The 24,311-nt window shown below is 62.3% G+C and carries 19 protein-coding genes; 15 read left to right on the forward strand and 4 right to left on the reverse strand.

Annotated features, from left to right (window positions below; translation table 11 throughout):
* Nucleotides 1–94: 94 nt before the first annotated feature.
* Together rpoB and rpoC are read left to right on the forward strand one after the other, a co-directional pair.
* Nucleotides 95–4,207 carry a DNA-directed RNA polymerase subunit beta gene (rpoB, locus tag HLG70_RS21935; protein ID WP_171667610.1) on the forward strand — a complete coding sequence of 1,371 codons (4,113 nt, stop codon included), beginning with the start codon at nt 95–97 and terminating at the stop codon, nt 4,205–4,207.
* Nucleotides 4,207–8,451: a DNA-directed RNA polymerase subunit beta' gene (gene rpoC / locus HLG70_RS21940; protein ID WP_171667609.1), complete on the forward strand. Its 4,245-nt coding sequence runs from the start codon at nt 4,207–4,209 to the stop codon at nt 8,449–8,451. Before rpoB ends, rpoC begins: the two co-directional genes overlap by 1 nt.
* A 120-nt stretch (nt 8,452–8,571) precedes the next feature.
* Here the strand turns inward: rpoC and HLG70_RS21945 are convergent, their stop codons facing one another.
* Entirely contained in the window at nt 8,572–8,967 is a 396-nt protein-coding gene (locus HLG70_RS21945) for a TssQ family T6SS-associated lipoprotein (protein WP_171667608.1), read from the reverse strand.
* 154 nt (nt 8,968–9,121) lie between these two features.
* On the opposite strand from HLG70_RS21945, the gene HLG70_RS21950 reads away from it, so the two are divergent.
* On the forward strand, nt 9,122–10,390 hold the full coding sequence (locus tag HLG70_RS21950) for a serine/threonine protein kinase (protein ID WP_171667607.1): 1,269 nt from the start codon (nt 9,122–9,124) through the stop codon (nt 10,388–10,390).
* Between the two features lie 7 nt (nt 10,391–10,397).
* Here HLG70_RS21950 and HLG70_RS21955 read toward each other — a convergent pair whose 3' ends face one another.
* The 3 genes from HLG70_RS21955 to HLG70_RS21965 are packed head-to-tail and all read right to left on the reverse strand — an operon-like array spanning nt 10,398 to nt 14,569.
* Nucleotides 10,398–12,701: a CHASE2 domain-containing protein gene (locus HLG70_RS21955; RefSeq protein ID WP_171667606.1), complete on the reverse strand. Its 2,304-nt coding sequence runs from the start codon at nt 12,699–12,701 to the stop codon at nt 10,398–10,400.
* 10 nt (nt 12,702–12,711) lie between these two features.
* A complete protein-coding gene (locus HLG70_RS21960) occupies nt 12,712–13,818 on the reverse strand; it encodes a FecR family protein (protein WP_171667605.1) in 1,107 nt (368 codons plus the stop codon).
* Nucleotides 13,819–13,852: 34 nt separating this feature from the next.
* Nucleotides 13,853–14,569 carry a response regulator transcription factor gene (locus HLG70_RS21965; RefSeq protein WP_171667604.1) on the reverse strand — a complete coding sequence of 239 codons (717 nt, stop codon included), beginning with the start codon at nt 14,567–14,569 and terminating at the stop codon, nt 13,853–13,855.
* Nucleotides 14,570–14,851: 282 nt separating this feature from the next.
* On the opposite strand from HLG70_RS21965, the gene HLG70_RS21970 reads away from it, so the two are divergent.
* The 12 genes from HLG70_RS21970 to rplV all read left to right on the forward strand — a co-directional run bounded on the left by HLG70_RS21970 (nt 14,852) and on the right by rplV (nt 24,307).
* Complete coding sequence (locus HLG70_RS21970) at nt 14,852–15,532, forward strand: response regulator transcription factor (RefSeq protein WP_434082296.1); 681 nt, start codon at nt 14,852–14,854, stop codon at nt 15,530–15,532.
* Between the two features lie 503 nt (nt 15,533–16,035).
* Nucleotides 16,036–16,413, forward strand: a complete 378-nt coding sequence (rpsL, locus tag HLG70_RS21975) for a 30S ribosomal protein S12 (RefSeq protein WP_005017264.1) — start codon at nt 16,036–16,038, stop codon at nt 16,411–16,413.
* A gap of 166 nt (nt 16,414–16,579) precedes the next feature.
* Nucleotides 16,580–17,050, forward strand: coding sequence for a 30S ribosomal protein S7 (gene rpsG, locus HLG70_RS21980; RefSeq protein WP_006216561.1), 471 nt, complete (start codon nt 16,580–16,582; stop codon nt 17,048–17,050).
* A gap of 18 nt (nt 17,051–17,068) precedes the next feature.
* Nucleotides 17,069–19,171, forward strand: coding sequence for an elongation factor G (fusA, locus tag HLG70_RS21985; protein ID WP_057285222.1), 2,103 nt, complete (start codon nt 17,069–17,071; stop codon nt 19,169–19,171).
* Between the two features lie 77 nt (nt 19,172–19,248).
* A complete protein-coding gene (gene tuf, locus HLG70_RS21990; protein WP_057285896.1) occupies nt 19,249–20,439 on the forward strand; it encodes an elongation factor Tu in 1,191 nt (396 codons plus the stop codon).
* Between the two features lie 74 nt (nt 20,440–20,513).
* Nucleotides 20,514–20,825, forward strand: a complete 312-nt coding sequence (rpsJ, locus tag HLG70_RS21995) for a 30S ribosomal protein S10 (protein ID WP_003806903.1) — start codon at nt 20,514–20,516, stop codon at nt 20,823–20,825.
* A 425-nt stretch (nt 20,826–21,250) separates the two neighbouring features.
* Nucleotides 21,251–21,940 (forward strand): 50S ribosomal protein L3, encoded by a 690-nt coding sequence (gene rplC / locus HLG70_RS22000; protein WP_171667071.1) that lies wholly within the window; start codon nt 21,251–21,253, stop codon nt 21,938–21,940.
* 4 nt (nt 21,941–21,944) lie between these two features.
* Nucleotides 21,945–22,565 (forward strand): 50S ribosomal protein L4, encoded by a 621-nt coding sequence (gene rplD / locus HLG70_RS22005; RefSeq protein WP_129242249.1) that lies wholly within the window; start codon nt 21,945–21,947, stop codon nt 22,563–22,565.
* Nucleotides 22,562–22,858, forward strand: coding sequence for a 50S ribosomal protein L23 (gene rplW, locus HLG70_RS22010; protein ID WP_006216557.1), 297 nt, complete (start codon nt 22,562–22,564; stop codon nt 22,856–22,858). The genes rplD and rplW overlap by 4 nt, the downstream gene beginning before the upstream one ends.
* Nucleotides 22,859–23,686, forward strand: a complete 828-nt coding sequence (gene rplB, locus HLG70_RS22015) for a 50S ribosomal protein L2 (protein WP_171667070.1) — start codon at nt 22,859–22,861, stop codon at nt 23,684–23,686.
* Nucleotides 23,687–23,698: 12 nt separating this feature from the next.
* Nucleotides 23,699–23,974, forward strand: coding sequence for a 30S ribosomal protein S19 (gene rpsS / locus HLG70_RS22020; protein ID WP_006216555.1), 276 nt, complete (start codon nt 23,699–23,701; stop codon nt 23,972–23,974).
* A 3-nt stretch (nt 23,975–23,977) separates the two neighbouring features.
* On the forward strand, nt 23,978–24,307 hold the full coding sequence (rplV, locus tag HLG70_RS22025; protein WP_006227021.1) for a 50S ribosomal protein L22: 330 nt from the start codon (nt 23,978–23,980) through the stop codon (nt 24,305–24,307).
* The last annotated feature ends 4 nt before the right edge of the window (nt 24,308–24,311 follow it).

Raw genomic sequence — 24,311 nt, forward strand, 5'->3', positions numbered from 1 at the left:
CCTACTGGGGTCATGCCCATTCAGTGGGGTTTCCTGGAGTCGTATCACCTGGGGCCGTGGTTGACGGCCCATGCAACCTCGAGTCGGAGTGCTCATGCCTTACTCGTACACCGAAAAAAAGCGCATCCGCAAAAGCTTCGCCAAGCGTGAAGACGTTCAAAACGTTCCTTTCCTTTTGGCGACACAGCTTCAATCCTACCTAACTTTCCTGCAGGCGGATACCGCCCCGTCCGATCGCGTAGCCGACGGTTTGCAGGCGGCGTTCTCGTCGATTTTCCCGATCGTTAGTCACAACGGTATGGCGCGCTTGGAGTTCGTGAGCTACGTGCTCGGCGAACCGGTGTTCGATGTCAAGGAATGTCAGCAACGTGGCCTGACCTATGCCTCGCCCCTGCGAGCCAAGGTCCGCCTGGTGCTGCTTGACCGCGAAGTCAGCAAGCCGACCGTGAAGGAAGTGAAGGAACAGGAAGTCTACATGGGCGAAATTCCGCTCATGACGGGCACGGGTTCCTTTGTCATCAATGGCACCGAGCGTGTCATCGTGTCGCAGCTGCACCGTTCGCCTGGCGTGTTCTTCGAACATGACCGCGGCAAAACGCACAGCTCCGGCAAGCTCCTGTTCTCGGCCCGCGTGATTCCTTACCGCGGCTCGTGGCTGGACTTCGAATTCGACCCGAAGGACGTCCTGTTCTTCCGTGTCGACCGTCGTCGCAAGATGCCTGTCACGATTCTGTGCAAGGCCATCGGCATGACGCCGGAATCCATCCTGGCCAACTTCTTCGACTTCGATAACTTCGAACTGAAGAGCGAAGGCGCGATGATGGAATTCGTGCCGGAACGTTGGAAGGGCGAAATGGCCCGTTTCGACATCTCCGACCGCGATGGCAAGGTCATTGTCGAAAAAGACAAGCGCATCAATGCCAAGCATTTGCGCGACCTGGCTGCCGGCGGCATCCAGCGTATCTCCGTGCCCGAAGACTTCTTGTACGGCCGCGTGCTGGCCAAGAACATCGTTGACGAAGATACCGGCGAAGTCATCGCCAACGCCAACGACGAAATCACGGAAAGCGTGCTCGGCGCCCTGCGCGCCGCGAACATCCACGACATTCAGGCGCTCTACACGAACGACCTGGACCGTGGTCCGTACATCTCGCAAACGCTGCGCACCGATGAAACCGCCGACCAGATGGCCGCGCGTGTTGCCATCTACCGCATGATGCGTCCTGGCGAGCCGCCCACCGAAGAAGCCGTGGAAGCGCTGTTCCAGCGCCTGTTCTACAGCGAAGAAACGTACGACCTGTCGCGCGTTGGCCGCATGAAGGTCAACAGCCGCCTGGGCCGTGGTGAAGACATCACCGGCCCGATGACGCTGACCAACGAAGACATCCTTGAAACCATCAAGGTGCTGGTTGAGCTGCGCAACGGCCGTGGCCAGATCGATGACATCGATCACTTGGGTAACCGTCGCGTGCGTTGCGTGGGCGAACTGGCCGAAAACCAGTTCCGCGCCGGCCTCGTGCGTGTCGAACGCGCCGTCAAGGAACGTCTGGGCCAGGCCGAGACGGAAAACCTGATGCCGCACGACCTGATCAACTCCAAGCCGATCTCGGCAGCCATCAAGGAGTTCTTCGGTTCGAGCCAGCTGTCGCAGTTCATGGACCAAACCAACCCGCTGTCGGAAATCACGCACAAGCGTCGCGTTTCCGCACTGGGCCCGGGCGGCCTGACCCGCGAGCGCGCCGGCTTCGAAGTCCGCGACGTGCACCCGACCCACTACGGCCGTGTTTGCCCGATCGAAACGCCGGAAGGCCCGAACATCGGCCTGATCAACTCCATGGCGCTGTACGCTCGTCTGAACGAGTACGGCTTCCTGGAAACGCCTTACCGCAAGATTATCGACGGCCGCGTCAGCGAGCAGATCGATTACCTGTCGGCTATCGAAGAAAGCCACTACGTCATTGCGCAGGCTAACGCCGCGCTGGACGAAGAAGGCAAGTTCGTCGACGACCTGGTCGCTTGCCGTGAAGCCGGCGAAACGATGTTGACCGCACCGGCCAACGTGCACTACATGGACGTTGCCCCGTCGCAGATCGTGTCGGTCGCCGCATCGCTGATTCCGTTCCTGGAGCACGATGACGCGAACCGCGCATTGATGGGCGCCAACATGCAACGCCAGGCCGTGCCTTGCCTGCGTCCGGAAAAGCCGGTCGTGGGTACGGGCATCGAACGCACCGTGGCCGTTGACTCGGGCACCACCGTGCAAGCGCTGCGTGGCGGCCTGGTCGACCACGTTGATGCCGAGCGCGTCGTGATTCGCGTGAACGACGAAGAAAACGTCGCTGGCGAAGTCGGCGTCGACATCTACAACCTGATCAAGTACACGCGTTCCAACCAGAACACGAACATCAACCAGCGTCCCATCGTCAAGCGTGGCGACAAGGTCGCCAAGGGTGACGTGCTGGCCGACGGCGCATCGACCGACCTGGGCGAACTCGCCCTGGGTCAGAACATGCTGATCGCGTTCATGCCCTGGAACGGCTACAACTTCGAAGACTCGATCCTGATCTCCGAAAAGGTTGTGGCTGACGATCGCTATACCTCGGTGCACATCGAGGAACTGACGGTTGTCGCTCGCGATACGAAGCTCGGTCCGGAAGAAATCACCCGCGACATCAGCAACCTGGCTGAGACGCAGTTGAACCGTCTGGACGATTCCGGCATCACCTACATCGGCGCCGAAGTCAGCGCCGACGACGTGCTGGTCGGCAAGGTCACGCCGAAGGGCGAGACCCAGCTGACGCCGGAAGAGAAGCTGCTGCGCGCCATCTTCGGTGAAAAGGCGTCCGACGTTAAGGACACCTCGCTGCGCGTGCCCTCGGGCATGACCGGCACCGTGATCGACGTGCAAGTGTTCACGCGTGAAGGCATCGTGCGCGACAAGCGCGCCCAGTCCATCATCGACGATGAGCTGCGCCGCTATCGCCAGGACCTGAACGACCAGCTGCGCATCGTTGAAAACGACCAGTTCGACCGTATCGAAAAGATGCTGGTCAACAAGACCGTCAACGGCGGCCCGCGCAAGCTGGCCAAGGGCGCCACGATCACCAAGGCTTACCTGGCTGATCTGGACCGCTGGCAGTGGTTCGACATCCGTCTGGCCGACGAGCCGCACGCTGTCGTGCTGGAACAGGCCAAGGAATCGCTCGAGCAGAAGCGTCACCAGTTCGATCTGGCCTTCGAAGAGAAGCGCAAGAAGCTGACGCAGGGCGACGAGCTGCCCCCGGGCGTGCTGAAGATGATCAAGGTCTACCTGGCCGTGAAGCGTCGTCTGCAGCCTGGCGACAAGATGGCAGGCCGTCACGGCAACAAGGGCGTGGTCTCGCGCATCACCCCGGTGGAAGACATGCCGCACATGGCTGACGGCACGCCGGCCGACATCGTTCTGAACCCGCTGGGCGTGCCCTCGCGGATGAACGTCGGCCAGGTGCTGGAAGTTCACTTGGGCTGGGCTGCCAAGGGCGTGGGCCACCGCATTGCCGATCTGCTGCGCGACGAGCGCACGGCGCAGGTCAAGAACGTCCGCGCATACCTGGACAAGGTCTACAACACGACCGGTACCGGTGCGCGCATCGACGAGCTGACCGACGAAGAAGTCATGGAAATGGCCCAGAACCTCAAGAACGGCGTGCCGTTCGCGACGCCCGTCTTCGACGGCGCGACCGAAGAGGAAATCACCACGATGCTGGAACTGGCCTATCCGGACGACGTCGCCGCGCGCATGGCGTTGACGCCTTCGCGTACGCAGGCATGGCTGTTCGACGGCCGCACGGGCGAGAAATTCGAACGCCCCGTGACTGTCGGCTACATGCACTACCTGAAGCTGCATCACTTGGTCGACGACAAGATGCACGCGCGTTCCACCGGCCCGTACTCGCTGGTGACTCAGCAGCCGCTGGGTGGCAAGGCGCAGTTCGGCGGTCAGCGTTTCGGGGAAATGGAAGTGTGGGCGCTGGAAGCATACGGCGCCGCCTACACCCTGCAGGAAATGCTGACGGTGAAGTCGGACGACATCAACGGTCGCACCAAGGTTTACGAAAACATCGTCAAGGGCGACCACGTCATCGATGCCGGCATGCCGGAATCGTTCAACGTGCTGGTCAAGGAAATCCGCTCGTTGGCCCTGGACATGGATTTGGAGCGTAACTAATGAAAGCGCTACTCGACCTCTTTAAGCAAGTCTCGCAAGACGAGCAATTCGATGCCATCAAGATCGGCATCGCCTCGCCCGAGAAGATCCGTTCGTGGTCCTACGGCGAAGTTCGCAAGCCCGAGACCATCAACTACCGCACGTTCAAGCCTGAGCGCGACGGCCTGTTCTGCTCCAAGATCTTTGGCCCGATCAAAGACTACGAGTGCTTGTGCGGCAAGTACAAGCGCCTCAAGCATCGTGGCGTGATCTGCGAGAAGTGCGGCGTTGAAGTTACCGTTGCCAAGGTCCGCCGTGAACGCATGGGCCACATCGAGCTGGCCAGCCCCGTCGCGCACATCTGGTTCCTGAAGAGCCTGCCGTCGCGTCTGGGCATGGTGCTCGACATGACCCTGCGCGACATCGAACGCGTTCTGTACTTCGAAGCCTGGTGCGTGATCGAACCCGGCATGACTCCGCTCAAGCGCGGCCAGATCATGTCGGATGACGATTTCCTCGCCAAGACCGAAGAGTACGGCGACGACTTCCGTGCCCTGATGGGCGCGGAGGCCGTGCGTGAACTGCTGCGCACCATCGACATCGACCGCGAAGTGGAAACGCTGCGCGGCGAACTGAAGGCCACCAGCTCGGAAGCCAAGATCAAGAAGATCTCCAAGCGCCTGAAGGTGCTGGAAGGCTTCCAGAAGTCGGGCATCAAGGCCGAGTGGATGGTCATGGAAGTGCTGCCCGTGCTGCCGCCGGACCTGCGTCCGCTGGTGCCGCTGGATGGCGGCCGCTTCGCGACCTCCGACCTGAACGACCTGTACCGCCGCGTCATCAACCGCAACAACCGCTTGAAGCGTCTTCTGGAGCTCAAGGCGCCGGAAATCATCCTGCGCAACGAAAAGCGGATGCTGCAGGAAGCCGTCGACTCGCTGCTGGACAACGGCCGCCGTGGCAAGGCCATGACGGGCGCCAACAAGCGCCAGCTCAAGTCGCTCGCCGACATGATCAAGGGCAAGAGCGGTCGTTTCCGTCAGAACCTGCTGGGCAAGCGCGTCGACTACTCGGGCCGTTCGGTCATCGTGGTGGGTCCGCAGCTCAAGCTGCACCAGTGCGGCCTGCCCAAGCTGATGGCCCTGGAACTGTTCAAGCCGTTCATCTTCAATCGTCTGGAGATGATGGGCCTGGCCACGACCATCAAGGCTGCCAAGAAGCTGGTGGAAAGCCAGGAACCGGTGGTCTGGGACATCCTGGAAGAAGTCATCCGCGAACACCCGGTCATGCTGAACCGTGCGCCCACGCTGCACCGTTTGGGCATCCAGGCGTTCGAGCCGGTCCTGATCGAAGGCAAGGCGATCCAGCTGCACCCGCTGGTTTGCGCGGCGTTCAACGCCGACTTCGACGGCGACCAGATGGCTGTCCACGTGCCGCTGTCGCTGGAAGCCCAGCTGGAAGCGCGCACGCTGATGCTGGCTTCCAACAACGTGCTGTTCCCGGCTAACGGCGAACCGTCGATCGTGCCGTCCCAGGATATCGTGCTGGGTCTGTACTACACGACGCGCGAGCGCATCAACGGCCGCGGCGAAGGCATCTTCTTCACCGACGTCGCTGAAGTGCAGCGTGCCTATGACAACGGCGAAGTCGAGCTGCAAAGCCGCGTCACCGTGCGTCTGAAGGAACACGAGCGCGACGAGGCTGGCGAATGGCAACCGGTGATCCGTCGTCACGAGACGACGGTCGGCCGTGCGCTGCTGTCCGAAATTCTGCCGAAGGGCCTGCCCTTCACGGTGCTGAACAAGGCACTGAAGAAGAAGGAAATCTCGCGCCTGATCAACCAGTCGTTCCGCCGTTGCGGCCTGCGCGACACGGTGATCTTCGCGGACAAGCTGATGCAGTCCGGCTTCAAGCTGGCCACGCGCGGCGGCATCTCGATCGCCATGGGCGACATGCTGATCCCGACCGCCAAGGAAGGCATCCTGGCCGAAGCCAGCCGCGAAGTGAAGGAAATCGACAAGCAGTACTCGTCGGGTCTGGTCACGTCCCAGGAACGCTACAACAACGTTGTGGACATCTGGGGCAAGGCTGGCGACAAGGTCGGCAAGGCGATGATGGAACAACTGGCGACCGAGCCCGTGACCAACCGTCACGGCGAGGAAGTGCGCCAGGAATCGTTCAACTCGATCTACATGATGGCTGACTCGGGCGCCCGCGGTTCGGCCGCCCAGATCCGCCAGCTGGCCGGTATGCGCGGCCTGATGGCCAAGCCTGACGGCTCCATTATCGAAACGCCCATTACCGCGAACTTCCGTGAAGGCCTGAACGTACTCCAGTACTTCATCTCCACTCACGGCGCGCGTAAGGGTCTGGCCGATACGGCACTGAAGACCGCGAACTCGGGTTACCTGACCCGTCGTCTGGTCGACGTGACGCAGGATCTGGTCATCACGGAAGACGACTGCGGCACGTCGCAGGGCTACAACATGAAAGCCCTGGTTGAAGGCGGCGAAGTCATCGAGCCGTTGCGCGACCGTATCCTGGGCCGTGTTGCCGCCGTGGATATCGTCAACCCGGACACGCAGGAAACGGCCATCGTTGCCGGCACCCTGCTGGACGAAGATCTGGTCGACACCATCGACCGCATCGGCGTGGACGAAGTCAAGGTCCGCACGCCGCTGACCTGCGAAACGCGTCACGGCCTGTGCGCACACTGCTACGGCCGCGACCTGGGTCGTGGTTCGCCGGTCAACCAGGGCGAAGCAGTCGGCGTTATCGCTGCTCAGTCCATCGGTGAACCGGGCACGCAGCTGACCATGCGTACGTTCCACATCGGTGGCGCGGCATCGCGTTCGGCTCTGGCCAGCGCGGTGGAAACGAAGTCCAGCGGTGTTGTCGGCTTTGCCAGCACGATGCGCTACGTCACGAACGCCAAGGGCGAACGCGTTGCGATCTCGCGCTCCGGCGAACTGGCGATCTTCGACGACAACGGCCGCGAACGCGAACGCCACAAGATCCCGTACGGCGCGACCGTGCTGGTGGGCGATGGCGATACCGTGAAGGCTGGCGCCCGTCTGGCGACGTGGGACCCGCTGACCCGTCCGATCGTGTCGGAATACGGCGGTGCCGTCCGCTTCGAGAACATCGAAGAAGGCGTGACCGTTGCCAAGCAGGTGGACGAAGTCACCGGCCTGTCGACGCTCGTCGTCATCACGCCGAAGACCCGTGGCGGCAAGATCGTCATGCGTCCGCAGATCAAGCTGGTCAACGAAAGCGGCGAAGACGTCAAGATCGCAGGCACCGATCACTCGGTGAACATCTCGTTCCCGGTGGGCGCGCTGATTACCGTGCGCGACGGCCTGCAGGTTGCCGTGGGTGAAGTTCTGGCGCGTATTCCGCAAGAATCGCAAAAGACCCGCGACATTACCGGCGGTCTGCCGCGTGTGGCCGAACTGTTCGAAGCCCGTTCGCCCAAGGACGCCGGCATGCTCGCCGACGTTACCGGTACGGTCTCGTTCGGCAAGGACACCAAGGGCAAGCAGCGTCTGGTCATCACCGACCTGGAAGGCGTGAGCCACGAGTTCCTGATTCCGAAGGAAAAGCAGGTTCTGGTGCACGACGGCCAAGTCGTGAACAAGGGCGAAATGATCGTGGACGGCCCGGCCGATCCCCACGACATCCTGCGTCTGCAAGGCATCGAGAAGCTGGCGACCTACATCGTCGACGAAGTGCAGGACGTGTACCGTCTGCAGGGCGTGAAGATCAACGACAAGCACATCGAAGTGATTGTTCGTCAGATGCTGCGTCGCGTGAACATCGTCGACGCGGGCGACACCGAGTTCATCCCGGGCGAGCAGGTCGAGCGCTCCGAGTTGTTGAACGAGAACGACCGCGCCGTGGCTGAAGATCGCCTCCCGGCTACCTACGACAACGTGCTGCTGGGCATCACGAAGGCCTCGCTGTCGACCGACTCGTTCATCTCGGCCGCTTCGTTCCAGGAGACCACCCGTGTCCTGACCGAAGCCGCCATCATGGGCAAGCGCGACGACCTGCGTGGCTTGAAGGAAAACGTCATCGTCGGCCGCCTCATTCCGGCGGGTACCGGCCTGGCTTACCACCACGCACGCCGCGACAAGGAAGAACTGGAGGCGGCGGAACGCGAAGCCGCTCGCCAGCAGGCCAACCCGTTCGAAGACTCGCCGGTCACGGTGGGCTCGGACGCGGAGGCCCCGGCTTCCGACACCGGCACCGAGGATTCCGCCGAATAAGCGGAACACCCCGGACAGGCTCCCCGCGCGCGGTTGCGGCGCGGGGATGCCTGAAAGCAGAAAGGCCGCTGATGCGAATCAGCGGCCTTTTTTACGTGCGAAAGAAAGGGTGCGGAAAGACTACTTCGCGACCTGCGCGCGAGCGCGCTGGAAGGCCGGGCCCCAGGCCGGATGGCCAGCTTCGTTGGCGGCCAGTTCGAAAGAGGGGTCCAGGCTGAGGATGCGGGTGAAGCTGTCTTCGCAAAGCTGCGTGTAGCGCGTGACGCAGTAACTGAACGCCTGGAGCTTGTAGGCCTCGATGCGCACGGCTTTGGAGGAGGACGCCAACGAGTCCGAGGTGGCGACGCTGCGGATCACTTCGCCGTAGCGGCCGGCGCTGTACTGATCGCGCACCTGTTGCAGCTTGTCCAGAGCTTCGGCGGTTGGTGGGGCCTCGGGCTGCAGGGTATTAATGCCGGCGCAACCAGCCAGAAGGGCGGATAAGCCGAGCAGACTGCTCATAACGCGAATTTTCATGGCTTCCAGAGATGTAGAGTGATGAGGCGATACGCTATCGTGCCACAGCCTGATGCGCTCGGACATTTTCGGCAATGTCCTTATGTTGCGGATTGGATAATATTCCGCCTATCAACCCTTAAACCCGTTCTGGCGCCCTGGCGCAGCCTCGATCATGTCTTCTTCCGCCGGCTTGTTGACGCCGCGTGGCCCCTTTTCCGGCGCCGCGCCGCTGGCCTTGCGCCCGCTGAGCGCCATCGCCGCCAGTGCGGCCGGTGGTGTTCCGGAAACGCGCATCAAGCGGCTTCTGTCCGACTTGCTACCCTCGCTTATCGCCCTGCATGCGCAGGGAGAAATCTGCGGCGATATTTCTCTTGAGACCGTGGGCATGGATGAGGGCGCGCGCGCCCATCTGTTGCCCGAACTGGTTGTTGCGCGCTCACGCCGCGCCAGCCGGACGCCGGCCGCCGGCTTCGCGCCGTTCGAGTTGTACACCGACTCGATGGAATGGCCGCGCGGTCCCTGGAGCGACATCTATGCCTTGTGCGCGGTGGCGCATGCGCTCGTCACCGGCAGCCGGCCGCCGCCGGCGCCCGAACGTCGCGCCAGGGACACCTATCAACCCCTGGCTTCGCTAGGGCTGGCCAAGTATGGCCAGGATTTCCTCAGCGTCATCGATTCTGGCCTGTCGATGAATCCGCAGGATCGGCCGCAGACGCTGGCCGAACTGGCCGCCCTCTTGGGCGTGGCGGCATATATAGAACCCGCGCAGGGCACAACCGAAGCGAGCGAAAGCGCGGCCACGGCGGCGCCTGCGGCCGGCCTGCGGGAAGCAGGCCAGCCCGCCCGCAGGCGCCGACCTTTGCTGGGGTTGCTGTTGATCGTCGCGCTCATCGGCGCGGGCGTATATGCCTGGTTCCAATCGGGAATCGGCACGCCCAATGCCCTGATTACCCGCTCGGAGGTTGTGCAACCCAACCCTCCCGTGGTGCATCCCTTGCCGCAGCAGGTTCCGCCTGTCATCGCCCCAACCGCGGTTCCTCCACCTTCCGCATCCCAGGTTCCCGGCGATTTGCCGACTCTGGTGCCGCAGGGCGCCGTCGCCGCGGCGGACACGCCAGCGAGTCCTGCCGATTCCGCCGTGACGTCGCCTGCGGTGCCCCCTCTGGCGCCCGCGGCGCAGGAGCCGCCGGAGGCGTCTGCCGCAGCCGAGGAAGCGCCCAAACCCAAGCCGGTACCGGTCGTCGTGCGTCTGGACATTCGTCCCTGGGGAGAGGTGTGGATCAACGGCGTGGCGCGTGGCATCAGCCCTCCGGTGAAGGAGGTGAAGCTGATTCCAGGAAAATATCAGGTGGTCCTGCGCAATGCGGATCTGCCGCCATTGCGCATGACGCTCGAGGTCAGGGCGGGCAAGGCAGCGGTCATTTCGCATACCTTCCAGTAAGCGCCAGCTACGCGCGGGGCAGGCGCAGGGTAAAGACCGAACCGGCCCCCAGTTCGCTGCGGACCTCGACGACCCCTCCGTGGCGTTCGGCCACGGTGCGCACAAATGCAAGTCCGAGCCCCGCGCCGCCAACATCGCCGCGGGACTCCACGCCCACGCGCGAGAAGGGCTCAAAAAGCCGGGCGATATCCGGCGCCGCGATGCCTTGGCCCTGGTCGTGTACGTTCACCCGCCAGAAGCCCCGCTCTTCCTCGATGCCGCATTCAATCCGTGTACCAGGAGGGCTGTACTTGATCGCGTTGTCGATGAGGTTGCTCAGGGCGCGCACCAGCAGCGTCTGATCACCGCGGGTGTGCGCGACAGGCAGCGGCATCTTCAAGTCCAGCACGATGTTGCGTTTGTTGGCGGAGGCCCAGAAATCGTCGACGCCGTCCTGCAACAGGCTGCCCAGATCCAGTTCCACCGTGCTGATCGTCATGGACTCGGCCCGGGTCAGATGGACAAAGTCGTCGACCAGATGCAGGGTGCGATTGGCCAGCATTGCGATGCGCTTCAGCGAGTCGCCCTGGTTGCCCTGTCCTTTCGCGTCCTGCGCCATTTCCACCAGCGCCAGGATGGAGCTTTGAGGCGCGCGCATGTCATGGGAGATGAAGCGCAAGGTCTCCTCGCGCTGACGCTCGGCCTGGCGGATGCGGGAAATGTCGGTCAGCGTGGCCACGGTGCCGGCGAACAGGCCCTCGGCGGTATGGATGGGGGCGCACTTCAGGATCAGGTCGCGCCCGGCATGATCGCGGACCTCCAGGTCGGCGCTCCAGGGCGACGCGGCGCCGGCGGGGCTTTGGCCGCTCAGCGCCTCGGCCACCCGGTGCCTCGAGGCTTCGTCGGAGATGGTCTTTTCGAGCAGATGGGCAGCTGGACGGCCGACCCGGGGAGGACGTATGCCCAGCCTCTGGAAATACATGATCGCGGCCTGGTTGCGGAACTGCATGCGGCCGTCCTGATCGAAAACCAGCGTTGCGTCCGGCATGCCGTCGAGGCCGTCGGCAAGGAATCGCCGCAGGTTGCGCACCCGAGCCAGCGCGCGCCGCAATTCGCCAACCCGGCTTTCCAGCGATGCGTTGGGACTGGTCGATTGGGCGCGGGCTTCATTGAGAATCGGCGGGTATTCGCGTTGCAGGCGGCGCAGTTCGTTGTCCATGTAGCGCAACGCGGCCTCCTGGCTGCGCCAGCTCCATAACGGGTAGCACAGCGCCACCCCGGCCAGCGCCGCCGTCGGGGCAAACCACAGATAAGCGTAGGCCAGCAGCAGCCACGCGGCCAGCGGGATTCCGGCAAACAGCGTGATGCTGACCAGCAGTGCCTGCTTGGGCGACAGGCGCCACAGGGCCAGGCAGGCAAGCAGTACGGGCAACGCCGCGAACAGCGCATTCCACCAGGCCGGCGGACGCTGGTAGGCGATGTCGGTGCGCGCGGCGTCCAGGATATTGGCGATGATCTCCACGCCCGATATGCCGCTGACATCGTGGGATACCGGCGTCGGGTAATCGTCGCCCAAACCCGTGGCCCAGGCGCCCACCAGCACATACTTTCCGCGCAGTTCCTCCGGCGGCAGGTCGCCCCGCAGCACGGACAGGTAAGACACGGTGCGCGTGTGGGCGGGTGGACCGGAATAGGGGATCAAGATTCGGCCTTCCGGATTTGCGCGTTCGAGCAGGCGTTGCGCCCGTTCCGCTTCCCCGCCGACCTCCAGCATCGAGATCGCCATATGGTTTCTGCGGTCGCCGGCGAATTGGGTCGTGAGCGCGGCCTCGCGCACCATGCCGTCGGGGTCGATCAGCGCATTGATGAAGCCGGTGTTGGCGGCGGCCCGCGCCAGTTCGGGGATGGGCAGGCCGATGGCGGTCGGGTTGCTGACGCGGTCCAGCACCACCGGCAGCACGGTGCGTCCGTTGCGTCGGATGCTGTCGGCCAGGATGCGATCATCGTCGGGGTTGACCGTGTCCGGTTCCGCGAAAATCAGGTCCAGTCCCACGGCGCGGGCGCCGCTCAGGCGGTCCAGCAGCGCGGCATGGACCGCGCGCCGCCAGGGCCAGCGTCCCAGCGCATCGATGCTTGCGTCGTCGATCGCCACGATCATGATGTCGGGGTCGGCGGCGCGTCCCGTCATCATGACCGCGCGGTCGTAGAGAACCTGGTCGAGCCGGCCGAGCCCATTGAACGAACCCAGGATGGCGGCCAGCACTGCCAGCGCCACCGTCAACCATAGCCATGAGCGTGAGGGCCGGTCCTGGGAGTCGGTGCCGTCGGCCATGAAGCGGGCTCTAGTACTCGGTCAGCGTCACGAATCCGCCCGTGCCGCTGCCGACGCTCAGGCCGAACGAAGTCATCAGCATATTCGCGCCTTCGAAGGCCTGGACCGCGTCCTGTCCGTTCAAACCCAGGTTGTCGACGGCGCGCACCAATACGTAGAAGGTGCCGGGCCCGGGGGCGGTGAAGCGGATGTCGTTGCTGGGAAAGCTGGCCGACGATACCGGCAGCGTGCCATCGGCATCCCGCGATACGCGCACCAGATAGCTTTGCGCGCCAGCCACGGCAGGGAAGGGGCTGGTCCAGGCGCCGCCCGCGCGTACGGGTTCGCCCAGTTGCGGCGCCGTCAGCAGGGGCCTGAGGCCGGACACGCCGCCGTCGGCGCCGACCGCGGCGCCATAGCCTTCGGCGACCGCAACCGGCCGGGCCGGCGTCGCGCCCGGCGCATGGGCCTGCAGCCGGACGCTGCCTTCCAGCACTTCGCTGTGCGCGCCTTGGGGGCCGCTTTGCACGCGGAACCGCGTGCCACGCACGCCCGTGACCGCCACCGGAGTACGGACCTCGAAACGGCCCACGCCCTTGCCGGCGGGGGCGACGGATGATTCCACGCTTCCGCGCCGGACATTGATGACCGAGTCGGTCAATGCGGTGCCTTCGAATTGGCGCAGGCGGGTCAGCTCTACCGTGCCGTCGGATGGCAGGGTGAGCTTGGAGCCGTCAGCCAGTTCCAGCGTGACAAACCCGTTGGGAGCGGTGGCGACGGTGCTGCCTTCCGTCACGGGCGTTCCGGGCTGCAGGGACTTGCCGTCCATGTCGGCCCGGCCGCTGACGTGCACCACGCGTGCTTGCGCGTCGCGCACGGGAATCATCGAGAGCGGGATATGCAGTTCCAGTCCGATGGGCAGGCGCTCCGGTGTAACGATCTTATTCAGCGTCTGCAACCGGCTCCAGTTGGCCTGGTTGCGCGTGTATTGGGCGGCGAGGTCGATCAGGGTGTCGCCTTGGCGCACACGAAAGATGAAGTCCTCGCCCAACGCGCCGGCGGGTTGGCCGCGCGCGGGGGCGCCAAGGGCAATGCAGGAAAGCAGGGCAAGCAAAGAAAGCGCGCGGAAGCGGCTCATGGCAATCGGTTCTCCAGGGATTCGCGCAACGCGGCTAAGGCGGGCTGGTCTGGCTGTCTTCGGACGGGCTGATCAGCTCCAGCCGGTAGCCAAGCGCATAAGAGGATGTCAGTCGCACGCCGTGCTGGGGACGCAGTGAAAGCTTCTGCCGGATATTCGACAAGTGGGTGTCCAGCGTGCGCGACGTGGCGGGAATTTCCCGGTTCCACACGCACTCGGCCAACACGTCCCGCGACATCAGCCGGCCCACGTTGCGGAAAAACAGCAGCGCCAGCTCGAATTCCTTCGGCGGCAGCGGGATGGCGATGCCGTCGAGAGAAATGGTGCGTGCCGCGGGCTCGATGCGGTAGCGCGCGACCTCGAACGCGTCGTTGGCGGGTTCGGAGATCTGACTGCGCCGCAGCAATGCGGCGACCCGGGCCAATAGCTCCAGGGGGCGCATGGGCTTGACGATGTAGTCGTCCGCGCCGGAACGCAGCCCTTCCACGAGGTCATCCTCGCTGGAGCGATTGGTCAGGAAGATGACGGGAATGCGGGCGCCGATGTTGGCGCGCAGCCAGCGGACCACATCGTCGCCGTCGATGTCGGGCAGATGCCAATCCAGCAGCACCAGATCGAAGATCTCGGTGCGCAAGGCTGCCAGCAAGTCCCGGCCCTGGTGATAGCTGGTGCAGGTATATCCAGCGGCGGTCAGAACTTGCTGGATGCGCCGAGCCTGGTCCAGGTCGTCTTCCAGCGACGCGATTTTCATCAGACGAGTTCTCGCGGAGGTTTGCTACGCAAGCGCGCCCTGTGGCGCCCTATTGCAAGAGGTGAGGGAATTTGTGTAATCGAATGATAACTCGGGCAGCACCCGTGCCGGCAACGTTATGGCAGGAACTGTCAAACATTGCAAAATTGACGAATCTTGACTGGAGTTGTTGCGCAACAGCGCGCCACACTGTCTCAACCATTTCACCAGCCGCGGACACAGCAGGCGGAGCAAGGGGCGGGATTGCTGAGCGGAGCAGATATGAATCAATTGCGCATACTTATGATGTCCCCGGACGAGGTCGCTCGTAGCGCGGCGGTATCTACGTTGCTGCATGCCGGAATATCGGCACGCGGCTGTTCGACCTCGCTCGAACTGTTCGGGTTGCTCAACGGCGGGCACTATGATGCCGTGGTCCTCGATATCGGAACCTCGGGCGAAATCGGCTATGCCCTCGTGGCGCGCCTGCATGGTTCGGCGCCCCTGGGCATCGTGGTGACCGGCCGTGACCTGTCGGTGGACAGCCGCTTGCGCTGCCTGCAGAGCGGCGCCGACGCATGCCTGCCGGACCCCCAGGATCCTCGGGAGCTGGCCTGCATCTTGCTGTCCCTGGCACGCCGCCTGCCCGCCACCGCGGGTCAGCCCCCGGCCGAAGAAAGCAGCGCCGGCCTATGGGAACTGCGAGACCAGGGCTGGACGCTTGCGGCGCCCTCCGGGGTGACCTTGTCGTTGTCGGCCAATGAGCGCTTGATCGTGCGCGCGCTGCTGGAAGTGGCGGGCAGGGCTGTCGGCCGCGACGAACTGGGGGACGAACTGCGGGTTGACGGTGGCGGCGTGCGGGCCAGCAGCGCCCGCAGCATCGACGTGATCGTCAGCCGTCTGCGCCGCAAGGCCGAGCAGGCGGGCGTGATGCTTCCGATCCGCACGGTATATGGCAGCGGCTATCTCTTCACCGATCAGTAGTGGAGGCGAGTACACTGCACACAGTGCGTACGCGGGGCAGGGATTATCCTTAGATTGCTTTTACGCGCCGCCCCGGGTGTGTCCCGCATTTTCCGTGTACGTGGCCCCAATTTTCAAGAGTCACGCCTAACTGGCCGTCTTCTGACGCCAACGCGCGACGTCGCCACGCTTACAAAAAACTTTGACAGTACGCCTTGATCTCAGTTATGCTAAAGGGCTTACTGCTTTATTTCGCGCGCAAAATCTGTACGCTTAAAGGAAACAGTTCAGGATCCGGAAGCCAAGGTGCGTCACGAGCCTTTTGTTTACGGGTCCATCAGTCCGACTGTTTTCTGGCCGCATCCAGTTTTGTGCGTTTGTCATGGTTTGTTGGCAAGCCCGCTCTTTTACGTATACGAACGTTTGAGGCGGTTTTGCGCGAACTGCCTTCTCCGAAAGAACACTCTTGAGGAGACGAGTACGTAAGTACTTACCAGTGGTACGTAAAAGGGATTTGAAAGGTCATGCCTACCATTAGCCAACTCGTGCGCAAGCCGCGCGAAGTCAGCATCATCAAAAGCAAGAGCCCCGCGCTCGAAAACTGCCCGCAACGCCGCGGCGTGTGCACTCGCGTGTACACCACCACCCCCAAGAAGCCGAACTCCGCTCTGCGCAAGGTTGCCAAAGTGCGTCTGACCAACGGTTACGAAGTCATTTCGTACATCGGCGGTGAAGGCCACAACCTGCAAGAGCACTCGGTGGTTCTGGTGCGTGGCGGTCGTGTTAAGGACTTGCCGGGTGTGCGTTATCACATCGTGCGCGGTTCCCTCGACCTGCAAGGCGTCAAGGATCGTAAGCAAGCCCGCTCGAAGTACGGCGCCAAGCGCCCGAAGAAGGCTTAATAACGAGTCAGCAGTACCCCCACGTGGCGGAAGTCCGTCACCAGGGAAGTGCGACCGCGCCATCCAGATGATGGGAAGGTGCGCGGCACGTAAGGGGTCGTCCCAATGGACGGCCATGGCCGTGTAATGAAACACGGTTCAACTGAACAGACACAAGGAAGCAACAATGCCCCGTCGTCGCGAAGTACCCAAGCGCGAGATTCTGCCCGATCCCAAGTTCGGCAGCGTCGAACTCGCCAAGTTCATGAACGTCGTCATGCTGGACGGCAAGAAGGCCGTCGCCGAGCGCATCGTCTATGGCGCCCTCGAGCAAGTGCAAACCAAGACCGGCAAAGAGCCGATCGAAGTTTTCAGCCTGGCGATCAACAACATCAAGCCGATCGTCGAAGTGAAGAGCCGCCGCGTTGGCGGTGCCAACTACCAAGTGCCGGTTGAAGTGCGCCCCGTGCGCCGCCTGGCCCTGGCTATGCGTTGGCTCCGTGAAGCCGCCAAGAAGCGTGGCGAGAAGTCGATGGATCTGCGTCTTGCTGGCGAACTGATCGACGCCTCCGAAGGTCGTGGCGCCGCGATGAAGAAGCGCGAAGACACGCACAAGATGGCAGAGGCCAACAAGGCCTTCAGCCATTTCCGCTGGTAATTTAAGGACTAATCCACCATGGCCCGCAAAACCCCGATCGAGCGCTATCGCAACATTGGTATCTCTGCGCACATCGATGCAGGGAAAACCACCACGACCGAACGTATCCTGTTCTACACCGGCGTCAATCACAAGATTGGCGAAGTGCATGATGGCGCAGCCACCATGGACTGGATGGAGCAAGAGCAAGAGCGTGGCATCACCATTACGTCGGCTGCTACGACGGCGTTTTGGCGTGGCATGGCCGGCAATTACCCCGAGCACCGCATCAACATCATCGACACCCCGGGACACGTGGACTTCACCATTGAGGTGGAACGCTCCATGCGCGTCCTGGACGGTGCTTGCATGGTCTATTGCGCGGTGGGCGGTGTTCAGCCCCAGTCCGAAACCGTGTGGCGCCAAGCCAACAAGTACGGCGTGCCGCGTCTGGCCTTCGTCAACAAGATGGACCGCACCGGCGCCAACTTCTTCAAGGTCTATGACCAGCTGAAGAACCGCCTGCGCGCCAATCCCGTGCCGATCGTCATCCCCATCGGCGCCGAAGACACGTTCCAAGGCGTGGTCGACCTGGTCAAGATGAAGGCGATCATTTGGGACGAGGCCAGCCAAGGCACCAAGTTCGACTACAAGGACGTTCCGGCCGAGCTGGAAGGTCTGGCGAACGAATGGCGTGAAAAGCTGGTTGAAGCCGCCGCTGAGTCGTCGGAAGAGCTGATGAACAAGTACCTGGAAACGGGTTCCTTGGACGAAGCCGAAATCAACCTGGCCATCCGTCAACGCACCATCGCTGGCGAAATCCAGCCGATGCTGTGCGGCACCGCGTTCAAGAACAAGGGCGTGCAGCGCATGCTCGACGCAGTTATCGACTACCTGCCTTCGCCCGTGGACATTCCCCCGGTTGACGGCATGGACGACGACGGTAATCCCGTCAAGCGTTCGGCTGACGACAGCGAGAAGTTCTCGGCTCTGGCATTCAAGCTGATGAGCGATCCGTTCGTGGGTCAATTGACCTTCGTGCGCGTTTACTCGGGCGTCCTGAAGTCGGGCGATACGGTCTACAACCCCATCAAGGGCAAGAAGGAACGTATCGGCCGCATTCTGCAGATGCACGCGAACAACCGCGAAGAAATCAAGGAAGTGTTGGCAGGCGACATCGCCGCCGTGGTGGGTCTGAAAGACGTGACCACCGGCGAAACGCTGTGCGACATCGACTCCCACATCCTGCTCGAACGCATGATTTTCCCGGAGCCCGTGATTTCGCAGGCCGTGGAACCCAAGTCGAAGGCTGACCAGGAAAAGATGGGTCTGGCGCTGTCGCGTCTGGCTCAGGAAGATCCGTCGTTCCGCGTGCGCAGCGACGAAGAATCCGGCCAAACCATCATTTCCGGCATGGGCGAGCTTCACCTGGAAATTCTGGTCGACCGCATGAAGCGCGAGTTCGGCGTTGAAGCCAACGTCGGCAAGCCGCAAGTGGCCTACCGTGAAACCATCCGCAAGACCTGCGACGAAGTTGAAGGCAAGTTCGTCAAGCAGTCGGGCGGCCGTGGCCAGTACGGTCACGTGGTGCTGAAGGTCGAGCCGTTGGCTCCTGGCGGCGGCTACGAATTCGTGGACGCCATCAAGGGCGGTGTGGTTCCTCGCGAATACATCCCCGCGGTGGACAAGGGCATCCAGGAAACGCTGCCTTCGGGCGTGTTGGCTGGCTACCCGATCGTCGACGTCAAGGTCACGCTGTTCTTCGGTTCGTACCACGATGTGGACTCGAACGAAAACGCGTTCAAGATGGCCGGCTCCATGGCATTCAAGGAAGGTCTGCGCAAGGCCAGCCCCGTGCTGCTGGAACCGATGATGGCCGTTGAAGTCGAAACGCCCGAAGACTACGCTGGCACCGTGATGGGCGATCTGTCCTCGCGTCGCGGCATGGTTCAAGGCATGGACGACATGGTTGGCGGCGGCAAGACCATCAAGGCTGAAGTGCCCCTGGCCGAGATGTTCGGTTACGCCACGAACCTGCGTTCGCTGACGCAAGGCCGTGCCACGTACACGATGGAATTCAAGCATTACTCCGAGGCTCCCAAGAACGTCGCTGACGAAGTCATCGCCGCTCGGGCCAAGTAAATAACCCTTGTCAGGTCCGCCCAGCCGGGCGGCCCTGGCAGAAATCAAGTTTCCTTGAAAGTTAAAGGATAGAGATCATGGCAAAAGGCAAGTTTGAACGTACCAAGCCGCACGTGAACGTGGGTACGATTGGTCACGTTGACCACGGCAAAACGACGTTGACGGCGGCGATCACGACCGTTCTGTCGAACAAGTTTGGCGGCGAAGCCAAGGGCTACGACCAGATCGACGCGACTCCTGAAGAAAAGGCTCGCGGCATCACGATCAACACGGCTCACGTCGAGTACGAAACGGAAGCGCGTCACTACGCGCACGTTGACTGCCCGGGCCACGCTGACTATGTGAAGAACATGATCACGGGCGCCGCGCAAATGGACGGCGCGATCCTGGTTGTGTCGGCCGCTGACGGCCCGATGCCGCAAACGCGTGAACACATCCTGCTGAGCCGCCAGGTTGGCGTGCCGTACATCATCGTCTTCCTGAACAAGGCTGACATGGTTGACGACGCCGAGCTGCTCGAGCTGGTGGAAATGGAAGTTCGCGAACTTCTGTCGAAGTACGACTTCCCGGGCGATGACACCCCGATCGTCAAGGGTTCGGCCAAGCTGGCGCTGGAAGGCGACAAGGGCGAACTGGGCGAACAGGCCATCATGAACCTGGCTGCCGCTCTGGACTCGTACATCCCGACGCCTGAGCGTGCCGTTGACGGCGCGTTCCTGATGCCGGTTGAAGACGTGTTCTCGATCTCGGGTCGCGGCACGGTGGTTACCGGCCGTATCGAGCGCGGCATCGTCAAGGTCGGCGAAGAAATCGAAATCGTCGGTCTGGTTCCGACGGTCAAGACGACTTGCACGGGCGTGGAAATGTTCCGCAAGCTGCTCGACCAAGGTCAAGCCGGCGACAACGTGGGTATCCTGCTGCGCGGCACCAAGCGTGAAGACGTCCAGCGCGGTCAAGTTCTGGCCAAGCCGGGCTCGATCACCCCGCACACGGACTTCACGTCCGAGGTGTACATCCTGTCCAAGGAAGAAGGCGGCCGTCACACTCCGTTCTTCCAAGGCTATCGTCCCCAGTTCTACTTCCGCACGACGGACGTGACGGGCACGATCGAGCTGCCGGCCGACAAGGAAATGGTTCTGCCGGGCGACAACGTGGCCATGACGGTCAAGCTGTTGGCTCCCATCGCCATGGAAGAAGGCCTGCGTTTCGCCATCCGTGAAGGCGGTCGTACCGTCGGCGCCGGCGTCGTCGCCAAGATCCTGAAGTAATTCGGATCCGTTAAGCAGCAAACAACCAGCGAGGGCGCAATCTCGCCCTCGCCTCTCGTTCTTTAGGAAACGCCATGAAAAACCAAAAGATCCGTATCCGCTTGAAAGCCTTCGATTACAAGCTGATCGATCAATCGGCCGCTGAAATCGTCGACACCGCCAAGCGCACTGGCGCCGTTGTCCGCGGCCCGGTGCCGCTGCCCACGCGTATCCGTCGCTACGACGTTCTGCGTTCGCCGCACGTCAACAAGACGTCGCGTGACCAGTTCGAAATCCGCACCCATCAGCGTCTGATGGACATCGTTGATCCGACCGACAAGACCGTTGACGCTCTGATGCGTCTGGACCTGCCGGCTGGCGTCGACGTCGAAATCGCGCTGCAGTAAGGCGCTCCGGACCTGCTACCTTCGCCGGCGGGTTCGTGAAAAGATGGCCGCACTCCCTTGGGAATGCGGCCATTTTGTTTTTGGCGGCCGCATGAGTGGCAGTGGTTAGCGGGCGCTTACTGTCTTAACGGGACACGGCCTGCCGGGCTATCCACCAGGATGCCTCCGACGGGGACGCGGCGCGTGGCGTAAATGCGTCTCCCGGCTAGGGCAAAATGGGCTAAGTGCTTGTGCTGCCTGAAAAAAACATGCTAATATGCCAAGCTTGCCATTTTGTGGCGAGTCTAACTATGGGCAAGGCCCCAAGCAACTCCCGATATTTGGGAATAGCTTGACCCGCCCAGGTTGAACATAGTCGTAGGGCAAAGGCCGTTACCTTTTGCCTGATTAGCCCCGACCAATCGCAGTCGGGAATGGAGAAAACGATGTCGAATTCGACACCCACGCCCGCCGCTCACCGGCTGGGGCTGGTGGGTCGCAAGGTCGGCATGACCCGCATTTTTACCGAGGAAGGTGAATCCATCCCGGTGACCGTGCTGGACGTGTCTAACAACCGCGTGACCCAAGTTAAGTCGCTGGAAACCGACGGCTACGCCGCGATCCAGGTGGCTTATGGCACCCGTCGTGCCTCGCGTGTGGCTCAGCCGCAAACGGGCCACTACGCCAAAGCCGGCGCTGAAGCCGGTAGCATCCTCAAAGAATTCCGCCTTGATCCCGCTCGCGCCGCTGAATTTGCGGCCGGTTCCGTGATCGCTGTGGAATCCGTGTTCGAAGCCGGCCAACAGGTCGACGTGACGGGCACGACCATTGGTAAAGGCTTCGCCGGTACCATCAAGCGTCACCACTTCGGTTCGCAACGCGCTTCGCACGGTAACTCCCGTTCGCACCGTGTTCCGGGCTCGATTGGTCAAGCACAAGATCCGGGCCGTATTTTCCCGGGTAAGCGCATGGCTGGTCACCTGGGTGATGTCACCCGCACCGTTCAAAACCTCGACGTCGTTCGCGTTGACGTCGAGCGTGGCCTGCTGCTGGTCAAGGGCGCTGTCCCCGGCCACGCTGGCGCCGACATCGTCGTGCGCCCGGCCATCAAGGCCCCGGCCAAGAAGGGAGCGTAAGTAAATGGATCTCAAGCTCCTGAACGACCAAGGTCAGGCCGCTGCTACGTTTAGCGCGCCCGACACGATCTTCGGCCGTGACTTCAACGAAGCTCTGATTCATCAGATCGTGGTGGCTTTCCAAGCCAATGCCCGTGCCGGCAACCGCGCTCAGAAGGATCGTGCCGAAGTTAAGCACTCGACCAAGAAGCCCTGGCGCCAGAAGGGTACCGGCCGCGCTCGCGCCGGTATGACTTCGTCGCCGCTGTGGCGTGGCGGTGGTCGGACTTTCCCGAACTCGCCCGAAGAGAACTTCAGCCAGAAGGTCAACAAGAAGATGTACCGCGCCGGGATCCGTTCGATCCTGTCGCAACTGGCTCGTGAAGACCGCATCGCCGTCGTTGAATCGTTTGATCTGGAATCGCCCAAGACCAAGGCTGCTGCTGCAAAGCTGAAGAGCCTGGGCCTGGATTCCGTCCTGATCATCACCGACAGCGTTGATGAGAATGTTTACCTCGCCACCCGCAACCTGCCGCATGTTGCTGTTGTCGAGCCCCGTTATGCCGATCCGTTGTCGCTGGTCCACTACAAGAAAGTGCTGATCACCAAGCCGGCCATCGCTCAACTCGAGGAGATGCTGGGATGAACGCTGAACGCTTGATGCAAGTCATTCTGGCTCCGATCGTGACCGAAAAGGCCACGTTCGTCGCTGAGAAGAATCAGCAAGTCGCTTTCCGTGTCGTGGCTGACGCTACCAAGCCGGAAATCAAGGCTGCCGTCGAACTGCTCTTCAAAGTGCAGGTCGAGTCCGTGCAGGTCCTCAACCGTAAGGGCAAAGTCAAGCGCTTTGGCCGATTCGTTGGCCGTCGCCGTAATGAGCGCAAGGCTTACGTGTCGCTCAAGGACGGCCAGGAAATCGACTTTGCGGAGGTGAAGTAAATGGCCCTCGTAAAAGTTAAGCCGACTTCGGCTGGCCGCCGTGGCATGGTGAAGGTTGTTAGCCCGAACCTGCACAAGGGTGAGCCCTACGCGCCGCTGCTGGAAAAGAAGACCCGTGGTTCTGGCCGTAACAACAACGGTCACATCACGATCCGTCACCGTGGCGGTGGTCACAAGCAGCACTACCGTGTCGTCGACTTCCGTCGCGACAAGGACGGTATCCCGGCAAAGGTCGAGCGTCTGGAATATGACCCCAACCGTACGGCGCACATCGCTCTGCTGTGCTACGCCGACGGCGAACGTCGTTACATCATCGCTCCGCGTGGTCTGGAAGTGGGTGCTACCTTGCTGTCGGGCATCGATGCTCCGATCCGCGCTGGTAACACGCTGCCGATCCGCAACATCCCGGTGGGTACGACGATTCACTGCGTCGAAATGCTGCCCGGCAAGGGTGCTCAGATGGTCCGCTCGGCTGGCGCTTCCGCCGTCCTGCTGGCTCGCGAAGGCATCTACGCTCAGGTGCGTCTGCGCTCGGGTGAAGTCCGCCGTGTGCACATCGAATGCCGCGCCACCATTGGTGAAGTCGGTAACGAAGAACACAGCCTGCGCCAAATCGGCAAGGCCGGTGCAATGCGTTGGCGTGGTATCCGCCCGACGGTCCGTGGCGTTGCCATGAACCCGGTGGATCACCCGCACGGTGGCGGTGAAGGCCGTACCGGTGAAGCACGCGAACCGGTCAGCCCGTGGGGTACTCCGGCGAAGGGTTTCAAGACCCGTCGCAACAAGCGGACGAACAATATGATCGTCCAACGGCGCAAGCGCAAGTAAGAGGCGAACACTATGTCACGTTCGATCAAGAAAGGCCCGTTTGTCGATGCTCACCTGATCAAAAAGGTGGACACGGCCGTCGCGGGCAAAGACAAGAAGCCGATCAAGACCTGGTCGCGTCGTTCCACGATCCTGCCCGAGTTCATCGGTCTGACGATCGCTGTGCACAACGGCAAGCAGCATGTTCCCGTGTACATCAACGAGAACATGGTCGGTCACAAGCTGGGCGAGTTCGCGCTGACCCGTACGTTCAAGGGTCACGCCGCGGACAAGAAGGCGAAGAGGTAAGCGATGGAAACTACTGCCATTATCCGTGGGGTTCACATCTCCGCACAGAAGACCCGTTTGGTTGCGGACCTGATCCGCGGTCAGAAGGTCGGCCGTGCGCTGGAGATCCTCACCTTCTCGCCGAAGAAGGCTGCCGTCATCCTGAAGAAGGCTGTCGAGTCCGCCATCGCCAACGCCGAGCACAACGACGGCGCCGATATCGACGAACTGAAAGTCACCACGATTTTTGTGGACAAGGCTCAGTCGATGAAGCGCTTCTCCGCTCGCGCCAAGGGCCGCGGCAACCGTATCGAGAAGCAGACCTGCCACATCACGGTCAAGGTCGGAGCTTAAGGAG

Origin of the sequence: Achromobacter deleyi, assembly GCF_013116765.2 — a bacterium.
GTDB lineage: Bacteria > Pseudomonadota > Gammaproteobacteria > Burkholderiales > Burkholderiaceae_B > Achromobacter > Achromobacter deleyi_A.

Excerpts from the sequence above, each read along its gene's own strand:
- rpoB (WP_171667610.1), top strand. The coding sequence starts at position 95 with ATGCCTTACTCGTACACCGAAAAAAAGCGCATCCGCAAAAGCTTCGCC.
- rpoC (WP_171667609.1), top strand. The coding sequence starts at position 4,207 with ATGAAAGCGCTACTCGACCTCTTTAAGCAAGTCTCGCAAGACGAGCAA.
- HLG70_RS21945 (WP_171667608.1), bottom strand. The coding sequence starts at position 8,967 with ATGAAAATTCGCGTTATGAGCAGTCTGCTCGGCTTATCCGCCCTTCTG.
- HLG70_RS21950 (WP_171667607.1), top strand. The coding sequence starts at position 9,122 with ATGTCTTCTTCCGCCGGCTTGTTGACGCCGCGTGGCCCCTTTTCCGGC.
- HLG70_RS21955 (WP_171667606.1), bottom strand. The coding sequence starts at position 12,701 with ATGGCCGACGGCACCGACTCCCAGGACCGGCCCTCACGCTCATGGCTA.
- HLG70_RS21960 (WP_171667605.1), bottom strand. The coding sequence starts at position 13,818 with ATGAGCCGCTTCCGCGCGCTTTCTTTGCTTGCCCTGCTTTCCTGCATT.
- HLG70_RS21965 (WP_171667604.1), bottom strand. The coding sequence starts at position 14,569 with ATGAAAATCGCGTCGCTGGAAGACGACCTGGACCAGGCTCGGCGCATC.
- HLG70_RS21970 (WP_434082296.1), top strand. The coding sequence starts at position 14,852 with ATGATGTCCCCGGACGAGGTCGCTCGTAGCGCGGCGGTATCTACGTTG.
- rpsL (WP_005017264.1), top strand. The coding sequence starts at position 16,036 with ATGCCTACCATTAGCCAACTCGTGCGCAAGCCGCGCGAAGTCAGCATC.
- rpsG (WP_006216561.1), top strand. The coding sequence starts at position 16,580 with ATGCCCCGTCGTCGCGAAGTACCCAAGCGCGAGATTCTGCCCGATCCC.
- fusA (WP_057285222.1), top strand. The coding sequence starts at position 17,069 with ATGGCCCGCAAAACCCCGATCGAGCGCTATCGCAACATTGGTATCTCT.
- tuf (WP_057285896.1), top strand. The coding sequence starts at position 19,249 with ATGGCAAAAGGCAAGTTTGAACGTACCAAGCCGCACGTGAACGTGGGT.
- rpsJ (WP_003806903.1), top strand. The coding sequence starts at position 20,514 with ATGAAAAACCAAAAGATCCGTATCCGCTTGAAAGCCTTCGATTACAAG.
- rplC (WP_171667071.1), top strand. The coding sequence starts at position 21,251 with ATGTCGAATTCGACACCCACGCCCGCCGCTCACCGGCTGGGGCTGGTG.
- rplD (WP_129242249.1), top strand. The coding sequence starts at position 21,945 with ATGGATCTCAAGCTCCTGAACGACCAAGGTCAGGCCGCTGCTACGTTT.
- rplW (WP_006216557.1), top strand. The coding sequence starts at position 22,562 with ATGAACGCTGAACGCTTGATGCAAGTCATTCTGGCTCCGATCGTGACC.
- rplB (WP_171667070.1), top strand. The coding sequence starts at position 22,859 with ATGGCCCTCGTAAAAGTTAAGCCGACTTCGGCTGGCCGCCGTGGCATG.
- rpsS (WP_006216555.1), top strand. The coding sequence starts at position 23,699 with ATGTCACGTTCGATCAAGAAAGGCCCGTTTGTCGATGCTCACCTGATC.
- rplV (WP_006227021.1), top strand. The coding sequence starts at position 23,978 with ATGGAAACTACTGCCATTATCCGTGGGGTTCACATCTCCGCACAGAAG.